This window comes from Haloplanus rubicundus (assembly GCF_003342675.1).
Taxonomy (GTDB): domain Archaea; phylum Halobacteriota; class Halobacteria; order Halobacteriales; family Haloferacaceae; genus Haloplanus; species Haloplanus rubicundus.
In genome coordinates, this window is record NZ_CP031148.1 from 299,913 (window position 1) to 312,558 (window position 12,646).

General features: G+C 69.7%; 18 protein-coding genes. 13 read left to right on the forward strand and 5 right to left on the reverse strand.

From position 1 onward, the window contains the following. The first annotated feature begins 7 nt into the window (after nt 1-7). From DU484_RS02375 to DU484_RS02385, 3 genes are all read left to right on the forward strand, one after another. Nucleotides 8-1,375 carry a phosphoglucomutase/phosphomannomutase family protein gene (locus DU484_RS02375; protein ID WP_114584595.1) on the forward strand — a complete coding sequence of 456 codons (1,368 nt, stop codon included), beginning with the start codon at nt 8-10 and terminating at the stop codon, nt 1,373-1,375. Nucleotides 1,376-1,423: 48 nt separating this feature from the next. After that, nucleotides 1,424-2,194, forward strand: a complete 771-nt coding sequence (locus tag DU484_RS02380; RefSeq protein ID WP_114605020.1) for a hypothetical protein — start codon at nt 1,424-1,426, stop codon at nt 2,192-2,194. 87 nt (nt 2,195-2,281) lie between these two features. Next, nucleotides 2,282-2,980: a DUF7546 family protein gene (locus DU484_RS02385; RefSeq protein WP_114584597.1), complete on the forward strand. Its 699-nt coding sequence runs from the start codon at nt 2,282-2,284 to the stop codon at nt 2,978-2,980. Here the strand turns inward: DU484_RS02385 and samp2 are convergent. Next, nucleotides 2,873-3,559, reverse strand: coding sequence for a ubiquitin-like small modifier protein SAMP2 (gene samp2 / locus DU484_RS20680; RefSeq protein ID WP_394338753.1), 687 nt, complete (start codon nt 3,557-3,559; stop codon nt 2,873-2,875). The genes DU484_RS02385 and samp2 overlap by 108 nt on opposite strands. A 78-nt stretch (nt 3,560-3,637) precedes the next feature. Between samp2 and DU484_RS02400 the strand changes: the two genes are divergently transcribed. The 4 genes from DU484_RS02400 (at nt 3,638) to DU484_RS02415 (ending at nt 4,988) form a co-directional block, all read left to right on the forward strand. Continuing rightward, nucleotides 3,638-3,958 (forward strand): hypothetical protein, encoded by a 321-nt coding sequence (locus DU484_RS02400; protein ID WP_114584598.1) that lies wholly within the window; start codon nt 3,638-3,640, stop codon nt 3,956-3,958. Nucleotides 3,959-3,973: 15 nt separating this feature from the next. After that, nucleotides 3,974-4,384 carry an SRPBCC family protein gene (locus DU484_RS02405; protein ID WP_114584599.1) on the forward strand — a complete coding sequence of 137 codons (411 nt, stop codon included), beginning with the start codon at nt 3,974-3,976 and terminating at the stop codon, nt 4,382-4,384. A 25-nt stretch (nt 4,385-4,409) separates the two neighbouring features. Beyond that, nucleotides 4,410-4,613: a hypothetical protein gene (locus tag DU484_RS02410; protein ID WP_114605021.1), complete on the forward strand. Its 204-nt coding sequence runs from the start codon at nt 4,410-4,412 to the stop codon at nt 4,611-4,613. Nucleotides 4,614-4,766: 153 nt separating this feature from the next. After that, entirely contained in the window at nt 4,767-4,988 is a 222-nt protein-coding gene (locus DU484_RS02415) for a hypothetical protein (protein WP_114584601.1), read from the forward strand. Here DU484_RS02415 and DU484_RS02420 read toward each other — a convergent pair. Continuing rightward, a complete protein-coding gene (locus DU484_RS02420) occupies nt 4,985-6,244 on the reverse strand; it encodes a CobW family GTP-binding protein (RefSeq protein WP_114605022.1) in 1,260 nt (419 codons plus the stop codon). The two genes, DU484_RS02415 and DU484_RS02420, sit on opposite strands and share 4 nt — an antisense overlap. 99 nt (nt 6,245-6,343) lie before the next feature. On the opposite strand from DU484_RS02420, the gene DU484_RS02425 reads away from it, so the two are divergent. From DU484_RS02425 to DU484_RS02435, 3 genes are all read left to right on the forward strand, one after another. Beyond that, nucleotides 6,344-6,640 (forward strand): hypothetical protein, encoded by a 297-nt coding sequence (locus tag DU484_RS02425; RefSeq protein WP_114584603.1) that lies wholly within the window; start codon nt 6,344-6,346, stop codon nt 6,638-6,640. After that, nucleotides 6,640-7,599, forward strand: coding sequence for an ArsA family ATPase (locus DU484_RS02430; RefSeq protein WP_114584604.1), 960 nt, complete (start codon nt 6,640-6,642; stop codon nt 7,597-7,599). Before DU484_RS02425 ends, DU484_RS02430 begins: the two co-directional genes overlap by 1 nt. Nucleotides 7,600-7,677: 78 nt before the next feature. Beyond that, nucleotides 7,678-9,498, forward strand: a complete 1,821-nt coding sequence (locus DU484_RS02435; RefSeq protein WP_114605023.1) for a carbon starvation CstA family protein — start codon at nt 7,678-7,680, stop codon at nt 9,496-9,498. Between the two features lie 7 nt (nt 9,499-9,505). Here DU484_RS02435 and DU484_RS02440 read toward each other — a convergent pair whose 3' ends face one another. The 3 genes from DU484_RS02440 to DU484_RS02450 form a co-directional block, all read right to left on the reverse strand. Further along, the gene (locus tag DU484_RS02440) at nt 9,506-10,159 is read right to left on the reverse strand and encodes a DUF6517 family protein (protein ID WP_114605024.1); all 654 of its coding nucleotides are present in this window, start codon (nt 10,157-10,159) and stop codon (nt 9,506-9,508) included. Between the two features lie 76 nt (nt 10,160-10,235). Further along, a complete protein-coding gene (locus tag DU484_RS02445; RefSeq protein ID WP_222844872.1) occupies nt 10,236-10,871 on the reverse strand; it encodes a hypothetical protein in 636 nt (211 codons plus the stop codon). After that, nucleotides 10,868-11,245, reverse strand: a complete 378-nt coding sequence (locus tag DU484_RS02450) for a cupin domain-containing protein (protein WP_114605025.1) — start codon at nt 11,243-11,245, stop codon at nt 10,868-10,870. The genes DU484_RS02445 and DU484_RS02450 overlap by 4 nt, the downstream gene beginning before the upstream one ends. Nucleotides 11,246-11,371: 126 nt before the next feature. On the opposite strand from DU484_RS02450, the gene DU484_RS02455 reads away from it, so the two are divergent. The 3 genes from DU484_RS02455 to DU484_RS02465 are packed head-to-tail and all read left to right on the forward strand — an operon-like array spanning nt 11,372 to nt 12,564. Next, nucleotides 11,372-11,551 (forward strand): hypothetical protein, encoded by a 180-nt coding sequence (locus tag DU484_RS02455; RefSeq protein WP_316043100.1) that lies wholly within the window; start codon nt 11,372-11,374, stop codon nt 11,549-11,551. Between the two features lie 45 nt (nt 11,552-11,596). Continuing rightward, a complete protein-coding gene (locus DU484_RS02460; protein ID WP_114584609.1) occupies nt 11,597-12,283 on the forward strand; it encodes a DUF5828 family protein in 687 nt (228 codons plus the stop codon). Between the two features lie 38 nt (nt 12,284-12,321). Beyond that, nucleotides 12,322-12,564: a ferredoxin gene (locus tag DU484_RS02465; RefSeq protein WP_114584610.1), complete on the forward strand. Its 243-nt coding sequence runs from the start codon at nt 12,322-12,324 to the stop codon at nt 12,562-12,564. Nucleotides 12,565-12,646: the final 82 nt, after the last annotated feature.

The following is a 12,646-nucleotide window of genomic DNA, read 5'->3' on the forward strand; positions in this document are numbered from 1 at the left end:
GGAGGATATGGACGCCATCTCCTTCGGCACCGACGGGTGGCGCGCCCGTCTCGACATCTTCACCGACGAGCGGGTGCGGATGGTCGGACAGGCCGTCGCGGACCACCTCGCCGACGCGGGCCACGACGCCCCGGTCGCCGTCGGCTACGACGCGCGGGCCACCTCCGAGGGGTTCGCGGAGTCGCTCGCGGACGTGCTGGCGGCCAACGGCTTCGACGCCCTGCTCCCCGAACGGGACTGCCCGACGCCGCTGGTCGCGTGGGCCGTCGTCGACCGCGACCTCTCGGGGGCGCTGATGGTCACCGCCTCCCACAACCCGCCCGAGTACAACGGCGTGAAGTTCATCCCGTCGGACGGCGCGCCGGCGCTCCCCGACGTGACCGACGACATCGAGGCGCGACTCGCCGAGCCGCGCGCGGACGGTCCCCGCGGCTCCGTCGAGCGGGTCGATTTCGTGACTCCCCACGCCGAACAGGTCCGCGAGCTCGTCGCCCCCGGCTGCGAGGGCCTGACCGTCGTCTACGACGCCATGCACGGAAGCGGTCGGGGCGTCACCGACGCCCTCCTCGAATCCGCGGGGGCGACGGTGATCCGGCGGCGCTGCGACCGGGACACGTCCTTCGGGGGCACACCGCCCGAGCCGAGCGCCGAACATCTCACGGGCCTCGTCGACGCCGTGGCGGCCCACGACGCCGACCTCGGCATCGCGAACGACGGCGACGCCGACCGCCTCGCCCTCGTCACGCCGGACCGGGGCTTCCTCGACGAGAACCTGTTTTTCGCCGCCGTCTACGACGAACTGCTCGACGACGACTCGGGACCGGCGGTGCGCACCGTCTCGACCACCTTCCTGATCGATCGGATCGCCGCCGCCCACGACGAGGACGTGATCGAGACGGCGGTCGGGTTCAAGTGGGTCGCGGAGGCGATGGTCGACGCGGACGCCCTGATGGGCGGCGAGGAGTCCGGGGGCTTCTCGATCCGCGGGCACGTCCCCGAGAAGGACGGCGTGTTGATGGCGGCGCTCGCGGCCGACGCCGCCGCGACGGAGTCGCTCGACGACCGGGTCGACCGCCTGCTCGACGAACACGGCGACATCGTCGCCGACAAGGTGAGCGTGGACTGTCCGGACGACCGCAAGGCGGGCGTGATCGACGCCCTCGGCGACGCCATCCCCGACCGCGTGGCCGGCGAGGCGGTCGAGGACGTCGTCACGCTCGACGGCTTCAAACTCCTCCTGACCGATGGCTCGTGGCTCCTCGTCCGCCCCAGCGGCACCGAGCCGAAGATGCGGGTGTACGCCGAGGCCGGGAGCCGTGACCGGGTCGACGACCTGCTCGACGAGGGGCGGGCGCTGGTCGCCGAGTTGGTCTGACGCCCCCGCCCGAAGGCTTTACACGCGACTCCCCGTACCGCCGGGGCGATGACGTCGCTCCGGTCGCTGCTCGTCCGCCGGCGCGTCGACGCGGGCGCGGCGTGGGGCGTCACCGCGACCCTCCCCGTGGCCGCCGTCGTCCTCCTCCGGCGCGGTGAGCCGGACTGGGCGGTCTTCGCGGTGCTCGTCGCGGGCGTCGCGGTGCTCGCGGGCGACCCGGGGGTCACGGTCCCCGCCGAACTCCTGGCGCTGTCCGCCGCCCCGTTCGTGGTCAGGGCGGCCGGGCTGCTCCCGGGCGTGACGGCCTTCTTCGCGGCGGCGGCGCTGACGCTTCTCGTCGTCGTCGTCCTCGACGTGTTCACCTCGCTGTCGATGACCCCCCGGTTCGCCGCCGTCTTCGTCGTCGTCGCGACGATGGCCGTCGCCGGCCTCTACACGGCGTTCGGGTGGTACGACAGCGTCGCCCACGCGCTGTCGGCGTCGCTGGTCGCCGGCGGGGGCTACGCCGTCGCTCGGGGCGTCGAGCGTCACTCCCGGAGCGTCGACTTCGACCGGCGGTTCCGGGCCGCGTTCGTCGTCCTGTTCGTCCTCGCGGTCGGCGTCGGCTGGGAGATTCTGGAGTTCGCCAGCGGCGGCCTCGCGGCGGTCGTCGGCGGCGAGGCGCTCCTCGCGCAGTACGGCACCGCGGACATCGTCAACGACCTCGTGTTCAACGCCGTCGGCGCCGTCGTCGTCGCGGCCGGGAGCACCGCCCGCTTCGAGACGCTCGCCGGCCGCCTCGTCGGCCGTCTCGACGCCGTCGTCCACGGCGGCGAGTGACGCCGGCGCGGAAGTCGACATTTCCATAGTCCTCCGCGACCGAGTGCAACGTATGACCGCGACCGTCGGTCGACGGGAGGTGCGGACGTGAGCGAAGCCTACGACCCGCTCGCGCGGGTCCGTCGGCTCCTCCTCGCGGAGACGGCCGCCATCCGGTGGTGGAGTCTCGTCCTCGCCGCCGAACTCGCCCTCGTCACCGCGTACCTCGCCGTCACCCCGACTGTGACCGTTGTCGAACCTCGCTACGTCGTGTATCCGTTCCTCTGGATCAACGTCGGTGTGTGGGCGATGATTCGGACGAAGACGCCGAGTGTCGACCGTCGGCAGTGGGCCGTGGCAACCGCAGTAGCCGTCGGCTATCTGCTGGTCCTGTTCGTCGCGGCCGGCACCCTCCAACTCGGGATCAGCGAACCGCTCAACGGTGGTGCGGTTGCCTCGATTCACTGGAACATTCCCGGGTTGGGTCCAATCGTCGTCTACGGCACTCCGCGGATCCGCCTCTCGATCATTCCGTTCAAAGTGGTGGGCTACGTCGCCATGACCTACCTCGTCTACGCCCGCCTGCTCGACGCGACGCGGGCGGTGCTCTCGGGCGTCCTCGGTCTCGTCTCCTGTGTCGGCTGTACGTTCTCCATCCTCCTCCCCCTGCTCGGCGCCACCGCGCTGTTCGGGTCGACGCTAACCGGCCTCGCCTGGGACCTCTCGACTGCCGTCTTCCTGCTCACCGTCGCCCTCCTCTACTGGGCGGACGAGGTGGGCGTCGCCGTCTCGCGGCGGCTTCCCTAACGTCCCGCGGAGCCGACCGTCGCCGTCCCCGACCGCCTCGATGTCGAACCCCAGCGACTCGTAGAACGGACGCACGTCGGGGTCGAACGCGGCGACGAGGCAGCTGCGCGTCTCCAGGGCCGCGGCGATCAGCGCGCTCCCGACCCCCCGGTCGCGGTGGCGGCGCCGGGTCGCCACGGCGGTCACCCGGTCGCCGTCGCGGACGAGGGCGCCGACGGGGCGGCCGTCCACTATCGCCACCAGCACCTCGTCGTCGTCGATTCGCTCGCGCACCGTCGCCGCGTCGACGGCGAGCATCGCGCCGTCCAGAATTCGCATTACGTCGAGGTGATCGGCCGCGTCGGCAGCGCGAATCCGGATCGACCGTCGATCCGGTGCGCCCCCTTTCACCAGGCGGAGGACGCGCACCCGATCCGCGTCGACCGGACGGTCCTCGGGGACGGGCGCGTCGTCGACGAGGACCGTCGCCTCGTGGGAGCTGAATCCGAGGGCGGCGAGCACGTCGCCGTAGGTGGCGTCGGACGCGAGGTCGACCTCCTCGACACCCTCGCCGACCACCTCGGCGCGGACCGTGGGCATGGCTGGGGGAAGTCGGGCGAGGGGCCTGAACCTTCGGATCGGCGCGCGAGTTTTGCCCGTCGAGCCGTACGGTCGGGTATGCGCCTCCGGAACCGGGACGGGACGGCCGTCGACGCGGTGCCCTTCCTCGTCGTGACGGCGATGGCCGGCCTCGTCTGCTTCTCCTTCGGCCCCATCTACGCCATCGCCATCGGCCTGTCGGGACCGGCGGTGTTCGGCCTGCCGACCGTCGCCTGTCTCGCCGCCGTCGCCGTGGCGTATCACCGCCTCGTCTACACCGCCCACCCGGAACTGCGAGGCGAGCTGTCGCCAGAGCAGCGCATCAAGGGCCTGCTGTACGCCGCGCTCGTGGGGGCTGCGGTCCTCGTTGCCCTCTCCCTCCCGCTTTTGGTGCGGTGACGCGAAGACCCGACGATGCGCGAGGTGGAAGTCTCACGGTTCGTCCGAGCGACGCCGACGGCGGTCGAACGCGTCCTGACACCAGCGACGGTCGTCGAGAGCGAAGGGAGCTTCACCGTCCGCGACGTGACCGACGGGGCGGACGGGACGCTCGTCACCGCCGGCGCGCGGGGGCTGGAACTCACGCTCCGGTTCGAGGAGCGGGCGGACGGCCTCCACTACACCCAGGCGGGGTCGGCGGGGCCGTTCGACGCCATGACGACCGATCTGATCGTCACGGCCGAAAACGAGGGATCACGCGTCACGGCTCGGTCGGCGGTGAGCCTCGGCCTCCCCGTCCCGGCGCTGACCGATCGGATCGCGACGTGGAAGCGCCGGGGGGAGCTGGAACGCCTGCTGGACGCACTCGCGGAGGCGGCGACCTGAAGTAGTCGCCGCCCGAGTGACGACCATGGACTGGCGTGACCTCGTGACCATTACCCTCGCCGGCGTCCTCGGGATGGTCGGCGGCGTCTTCGGCCCGGTCGGCATCGCCGCCGGCGTCGTCGTCGGGGCGGCCGTCGGCGCCCGGTGGGGCGCACGCTCCGACCGGATCGCCGCCCTCGAAGACCGGGTGTCGGCCGTGGAGTCCGAAGCGACGGACGAGGACGCCTGATACCGATTATTGTAACTGTTTACCAGTGGTTCGCCGAGACGGTCCGGCAAACTACTGGTACTGACTTACAATAAACCGTACGACCGTCGCGGCCGTGCGCCGCGGGCGGACAGCCGACCGAGACTTTACCCGTCGGCGCGTGAACCGTTCGGTATGGGACTGTTGAACACGATTACGGACACCCTGAAGGCCTCGTCCTCGTCTTCGAACCGGGGGAGCGGCGCGGGCGAGTCGAAGGGCGCGTACTGGTGTCACGACTGTAGTGAACGGATTCTCGACACCGACGTCGAGGGCGACGACGCGCCGACGTGTCCGGCCTGTGGCGACGAGATGGAGTTCGAGCGCTCGCCCGGATCGACCGGGTGTGCCTGTTAGGGCTCGGTCACGACCAGTTCCTCGCCCGCCTCGGTCGGAAACGCGTTCCCGAAGCCGTCCCAGTCGGCCGCCATCTCGTCGTCGGTGAGCAGACAGTCGTCGAGCGCCGCGATCAGCGCGTCGTCGTCCATCCCCCGGCCGATGAAGACGAGTTCCGTCCGCCGATCACCCCACTCCTCGTCCCACTCCAGGTTCGAGCGGTTGCGCCGGTAGGCGTCCTGTTCGAACTCGGGGAGGCTGGCGATCCAGGGGCCGGCGACCTCCACCCGAACCGAGGGGCCAGCCTGCCCCATCGTGTAGGAGCAGTCGGCACCGGTGGCGATCCAGCAGGTGCCCTTCGAGCGGACGACTGCGGGGGGCAGGTCGGCGAGCAGGGAGCGGAGTCGGGCGGGATGGAACGGGCGCCGGCGACGGTAGGTGAAGGAGGTGACGCCGTAGACGGCCTCGGGGTGGGCGTGGGCGTCGTGGTCGTGTGCGTGGTCGGCGTGGTCGTGTGCGTGGTCGGCGTGGTCGTGCGCGTGGTCGTCGTCGTGGTCGTCCCCCTCCAGCGCCCGCTTCCACCCCGCCTCGTCGGCGGTGGCGGGGTCGTACCGTCGTTCGAGGACGACGCCCGGATCGACCCGGCTGTGTTCGGTGCGGACCACCTCGGCGTCGGGGCGGAGCGCCCGCACCATCTCCTCGACGGCGTCGAGTTCGTCGGGTGTCACGAGGTCCGTCTTGTTGAGGACGACGAGGTTCGCGAACTCGACGCCCTCGACGAGGAGGTCGGAGAGGGGGCGGGTGTCGTCGTCGCCGGTGCCACGGCGGGCTGCGACCCCCTCGTCGCCGAAGGCGTCGTGGAACTGGCGGGCGTCGACGACGGAGACGACAGAGGCCACGTCGTAGCGGGCGGCGGCTTGCGACCCCGTGGTGAAGAGGCGAGCGACGGGCCGGGGTTCGGAGATGCCCGACGCCTCGACGACGAGGTGGTCGAAGCCCCGTTCCCGGGCGAGGCGGACGACGGCGGTTTCGAGGTCGTCCCGGAGTTCACAGCAGATACAGCCGTTCGAGAGTTCGGCCACGCCGCCGTCGACGGCGAGGTCCGTGTTCCCGCTCACGAGGTCGGCGTCGACGTTGATGTCGCCCATGTCGTTGACGAGGACGGCGATGTCGCGGTCGCCCGCCCCGGCGAGGAGGTGGTTGAGCAGCGTCGTCTTGCCGGCGCCGAGGCTCCCGCTCAGGATGGTGACGGGGATGGCGTCGCGGTCGCGAGACATGGGTGAGGACAGGGCGTCGACGCCCCTTAACCCCGCGGACGTGCGCCGGCGACGGGCGACCGACGACACGCTTTTGCCCACGCCGCGGGGAAACGGGGCATGGACCTCGCGGAACGGATCGAGCGGTTCCGGCGGGTGGCCGAGGAGTGGCTCCGCGGCCTGTATCACGGGCTGATCTCCCACCCCGCCTACGAGAAAATCGAGAAGGAGGCCGAGGATCGGGAGGATACGTTCATGCTCGCCTGCTTCCCCGACGCCTTCGGCATCCCGAGCCCGGTGTCGTACTACACCGCCGAACTCCTACCCTACCTCGAAGACGAGTTCGAGGCGTGGGAGCGTCGGATGTGGAATCGGGGGTCGCTCCTGGAGCGCAAGGGCGAGCAGTACCACTTCTGATGGACCGCTTCGTCTTCTTCGGCGGCAAGGGCGGCGTCGGCAAGACCACGATGTCGAGCGCCTACGGCCTGAAGTGTGCGCGGGCGGGACTGGAGACGCTGGTCGTCTCGACCGACCCCGCCCACAGCACCGCCGACGTGTTCGATCAGGAGTTCTCCGACGATCCCCGATCGGTCGAGGGGGTCGAGGGACTGAGCGTCATGGAGATCGACCCCGACGAGGAACTCGAACGACACCTGATGGAGACGAAACGCGCCCTCGGCGATCAGGTGAGCGCGGCGATGGTCAACGAGATCGACCGCCAGATCGAGATGGCCCACCAGACCCCGGGGGCGTACGAGGCGGCGCTGTTCGACCGCTTCATCGACGTGATGCGTGATCCCGACCCCTACGACCGGATCGTCTTCGACACCTCGCCCACGGGCGGGACCCTGCGGCTGCTGAGCCTCCCCGAGTTCCTGGCGGGGTGGGTCGACCGCCTCCTCCACAAGCGCAAACAGAGCGTCAAGCTGTACGAACGGGCGGCCATCGGTAACCAGGAACCGCGACGGCTGATGGACGGCGACCCGATCATCGCCCGCCTGCAGGAGCGCAAGGAGGGCTTCGAGTTCGCGAAAGAGACCCTGCAAGAGGAGGCCGCGTTCTTCCTCGTCGTCAACCCGGACGAACTGTCGATCCGGGAGACGCGACGGGCGGTCGACGGCCTCGCGGACCACGGCCTTCGAGTCGAGGGGTTGGCGGTGAACAAACTGACGCCGTCGCCGGACGACGACGAGGACGGCCGCGGGGCCCGGTATCTCCGCGACCGGGTCGCGACCGAGCGGGACCGACTCCGGGAACTCCACGAGACGTTCGAACAGCCGGTGATCGCGGAGGTGGAGACTCGGGTCCGGGAAGTGAAAGGATCGCTACTCGACGAGGTGGCCGCCGAACTCGACGTGGCGGTGTCGCCGGAGTAACGCGCGTGTGCGCCGCGCGGGCAGATGCCCAACGTTTAAATAATAATTTTTCGTGACTTCGAGTTGGGTCACACACACATGGTACAGGCTATTACAGTGGTGGTACTCACGCTCGTGTCGTTCACGGTCGCGTATCTCGGGTACTCGCGGTACCTGTCACAGTTCGTCGACCTGGACGACGAGCGTGAGACGCCAGCACACAAGTATCGGGACGGGCAGGAGTACGTCCCGTCGAAGAAGCCGGTGTTGTTGGGGCATCACTATTCGAGCATCGCGGGGGGAGCACCGATCGTCGGCCCGATCACGGCGACCGTGGTCTGGGGTTGGGTGCCGGCGTTCCTGTGGGTCGCCATCGGCAACCCACTGTTCGGCTCCGTCCACGACTTCATGGCGCTGACGGCGAGCATGCGCCACGAGGGGAAGTCGATCGGCTACATCATCGGGGAGTACGTCGGCGAACGCGGCAAGGACATGATCCTCTGGTTCGCGTTCCTGACGATCGTCCTCGTGGTCGCCGTGTTCGGCCTCGTGATCGCGTTGGTGTTCAACGCGTACCCACAGGCCGCGACGGCGTCGCTCGTCTACATCCTGCTGGCGCTCGTGTTCGGCGTGTATCTCTACCAACTCGACCTCCCGTTCCTGCCGGGGACGCTCGCGTTCGTCGCGGCCGTCTTCGCCGGCGTCTGGGTCGGCGTCCAGTACCCGCTCGCGCTGGTGCCGGGCGACTACCCCGCGGGCACCATCGTCCTCCTGTCGGGAAGCCCGCTCCCGCCGGTGCTCGGCAGCGTCAACATCGCGACGTGGATTCCGGTGATCCTCGTCTACGGCTTCATCGCCAGCGTCCTGCCGGTCTGGGTGCTGCTCCAGCCGCGTGACTTCCTCACGTCCAGCCTGCTGTACGCGGGCGTCGGCGGGACGCTGCTTGCGGTCATCGTCGGGACGTTCACCGGCGGCGCGTCCCAGCTCGTCATCGACGCCCCCGCGTTCGCCGGGTTCTGGGGCGGCGCGCTGGTGGACACGACGCTCCCACTCTTCCCGCTTCTCTTCGTCACTATCGCCTGCGGGACGATCAGCGGCTTCCACTCCCTGGTCTCCTCGGGGACGACGGCCAAACAGCTCGACAAGGAGACCGACGCCCGCACCATCGGGTACGGCGGTATGCTCGGGGAGGGCCTGCTCGCCACCGTCGCCATCGTCACCGTCGCGGTGTACACGCAGGTGCCGACCGGCGGCGGTATCGGCCTCGCCCTGCCCAACTTCGCGTCCGGCGGGGGGCTCATCCTCAACGTCGGCTTCGGCATCCCGGAGAGCATCGCCGCACCCTTTATGGGGCTCGTCCTCGTGAGCTTCCTGCTCACCAGCACGGACACCGCGGTCCGGCTGGGTCGGTACATGGTCGAGGAACTCGTCGGGACGCCCGAGACGCAGGTGCAGGAGGTGGCGGCCAACCGCTACGTCAACGCCTTCCTGCAGGTGGCGCCGGCGTACGTCCTCGTCGCCTCCGGTCGGTGGGCCGACCTCTGGCCCCTGTTCGGCGGCGCGAATCAGACGCTCGCGGCGCTCGCCTTGCTCGTCGCGACCATCTGGCTCGCCAACTGGGACGACCAGAAACAGCTCATCTCCACCGGCGCGCCGATGGCGTTCATGTTCGTCATCACCACGACGGCCTTGCTGTATCTCGCCTTCTACCAGAACCTCTATCAGAAGTTCATCCAGGGCAACTGGGCCGGCGGCGGGACGACCGTCGAGATGGCCTCTGCCGGCGTCCAGATCGTGATCGCACTGGTGCTCGTCTGGCTGGCGTTGTCGCTCGCCTACATGGGCATCAGCAACATCCGACAGGTCCGTGGCACGAGTGCGGCCGTCGCCGACGGCGGCGAACCCACGGACGACGACTGAGCGGCGACTACCCTTTTTCGTGACGCACCGCCCCGAGAAGTCGGGGGAGCGACGCGTCGACACCGCGCGGGGCGATGGCGGCCACCGTCACGTAGTCGTCGCCGTGGGCGACCGTGACGAGAGCGGCAGCGACGGGGCGGTCGGTGCCGTTGACCCGTGCCGTCCCCCGATACCGGGTGAGCGTCGCCTCGCTCCCGAGCACCGTCACCGACCGCTCGCCCGCCGTCGAGCGGACGCGCACGTCGGCGTAGACGGGTTGGGCGCGGGCGAGTCGGTCGGCGGGTGACAGGCCGGCCGCCGGGTCCTTCCGCAGGTCGGCGTTCTCGAAGGGTTTCACGCTCGGGACCGCGTGGAGCCCGACGACCACGGGACCGTCCGGCGTCGACCGGGCGTACACCCGACGGGCGGTCGTCGCCCGCACGTCGCGGGTGGTTTGGAGCGTCACGTCCCCCTCGATGCGGGCCGTGACCGTCGCGTTCAACCACGGCGCGTCGGCGCGGCGTTCGGCGTAGCCCGTCGCCGAGAGGACGGCTGGATCGAGCGTCGCCGGCGCCGCAGTCGCGTGGAGCGGGGGGTCGGGGGTCGGCGTCGCGCCGCCGCCGGCCCCCGCACAGCCGGCGAGGACGACGAGGGCGAGGACGGGGAGCACACGCCGGAACATGCGCACATCTCGACGGGCGCGGTCCTTCAGTGTCGCGTCGGTCGTGTGCGGCGAGTGGACGACCGTCGGCGGCGGGCTACCCCAACAGCCGGCGCTTGAGCCGTTCGAGCGGGCCGGGGGCGTCGGCGTCGATGGGGCGCCAGACGGTGAGCGCGTCGCCCACGTCGGCGCGCTGGCTCGTCACCACGTCCTCCCGCTCCGGCGCGACGACCGCGAGGTGGGTCTCGTAGTAGCCGTTGTAGCCGTACTTGAGCATGTTCCGGTCGGAGAAGCCGGCGACGAACTCGCGCACGTCGTCGGGAACGGTGGGGACGACGACGACGAACGTAAACTCCGTGGCGTAGTGTTCCTCGTCGGCCTCGATCCAGCGGTCGGCGAGGTCGGCGGCGAGGGCGACGAGGCGTTCGAGCGTCGCAACGCGAACGCCGTCGGCGCGGCGGAGAAACAGGTGTTCGTACGACTCGTGGTGGCCGTAGGTGATGGCGGGATGGAAGAACTTCTTCTGGGTGTGGATCTCCAGACGGCCGTAGAGGTCGAACGACTCGGCGTCGACCCGGTAGTCGCGCTCGAGGTCGTAGTTGAACATCAGGCGGTCGCTGACCCGGTCGACGTACTCGTCGTCCCAGTGGGGGACGTCGTCGGGCACGTCGCCGTCGGCGTCCGCGTCGACGCCCGTCTCCGCGCCGCCGCTCGGCACCCCGTCGTCGCTCACGAGTCCGGATCGTACGCGTGGACGTCGCCGTCGATTGCCGGCGCCCCGATGGCGACGACGTCGACGGGTTCCTCGGCGTCCTCGGGGTTGTACGCGAACTGGGGGCTGTCGGGCTCGACGGTGAGTAACGTATCCGGCCCGGCCTCCAAGTCGCCCTCCGGCGTCTTCACGTGGAGCGTGCCCGAGAGGACGTAGAACGCCTCCTCCTGTTCGTCGTGGTAGTGGTAGGCGAGCGGCAGTTCCTCACCCGGTTCGGCCGTGTAGCGGTTGATGGCCATGTTGGTGAGGCCGGCGAGGTCGGATAGCGACCGGCGCGTGCAGGGGCGGTCGGGATCCGGCTCGACTTCGTCGGTGTCGACGACGTGGTAACCCATATCCGTCCACTGAACGGGCGGGACAAAAAGCTCGTCGTCACCGGCACGGCAAGGTTTAATCCGCCCGTAGCCGTACACGCAGGTACGATGGGTGGCAAAGAAACCGAAACCTGCGGCCGATGTGCCATGAGCTCGGTCGTCGGCGTGGCCTCGGCGGACGACGAGGGCGACGAACGGGACCCGTATGCGGGCGCCCGCATCGAGGTGGACGAGCGGCAGCTTCGCGCCGTCTCGCCGGCGGCGTGGCTCGCGCGGGTCAAGCGTCGGATCGACGAGTACGCGACCCGACTCACGTACGGCCGGTAGCGCGGAACCGTTTTGTACGCTGGGACCATGGAGGCCTGACAAGCGATGGAAGAGAGCGTGTCCGGCTTCAAATGCCGGGGAACGTGGGCGGATATCGTCGAGCACGGCGAGCGGATAACGCGCGCGCTCCGCGAGGCCGGAGCCGACGGCGAGGCGTTCGAGGAGTGGGACGAGTGGCGACCCAAATCCCACGAACGCCTCGGTGAGGACGTGAGCGAAAAGACCGCCGAACAGGCGAGCGTCGACGAGGGTGAAGGCGAGAAAGCCGGGAAAGAGCCCGACGAGGACCTGCGAACGGCCGGCGAAAAGCTCTCCGAGTCCTACGAACGCGTCGAGAAGGGGGACAACGAGGGGGCGGTCGAGCGCTGGCAGGACTCGATCAACTACGTCGCCCGCGCCGCCGACTCCGCCGGCCGGAAGGCGCTCCGGGCCGTCGAGGACACGGTGTATCGGAAGGTGATGACCCAGCTCGCCCCCTACTACTTCGACAACGAACTCGTGAGCGCGAACGTCCAGAAGACGGCCCGCGGCGGCGACGAAGACCAGTTCATCTTCGAGGTGAACGTCAACGACGACGAGGTCAAGGCGGTCGTGAGCGACCGGCTCGCCGACTACGAGGACCGAGTGGACCGCTGGCACGTCGACACCGAGAAGGAAACCGAGGTGGCGGAAGTCGTCGAGGGCGTCGAACCGCCGCCAAACGGCGGCGAATCGAAGTCGACGACGAACTAGACGCCACACCTTTCTCGCCGCCGCGTCTATCACGCCGCATGCACGTCGAGTTCGACCGCGACACCTGTATCGGAATGTTCCAGTGTACCGACGAGTGGGACGCGTTCGAGGAGAACCGCGACGACGGGAAGGCCGACCTCGCGGAGAGTGAGGAGACCGAACCCGACGTCTTCGTCCGCGAGGTGCCCGACGGGGCGGAACTCGACGCCGAGTTCGCCGCCCGCACCTGTCCGGTCGACGCCATCCGCCTGTACGACGACGACGGCGAGCAGATCGTCTAGCGGGGCCGGCGACCGCGGCTCCGTGGCGAACGGGCCGGCCGGATCGTGCCGTCGCTCTCCGAGGCTCCGAGACGCGAGATCA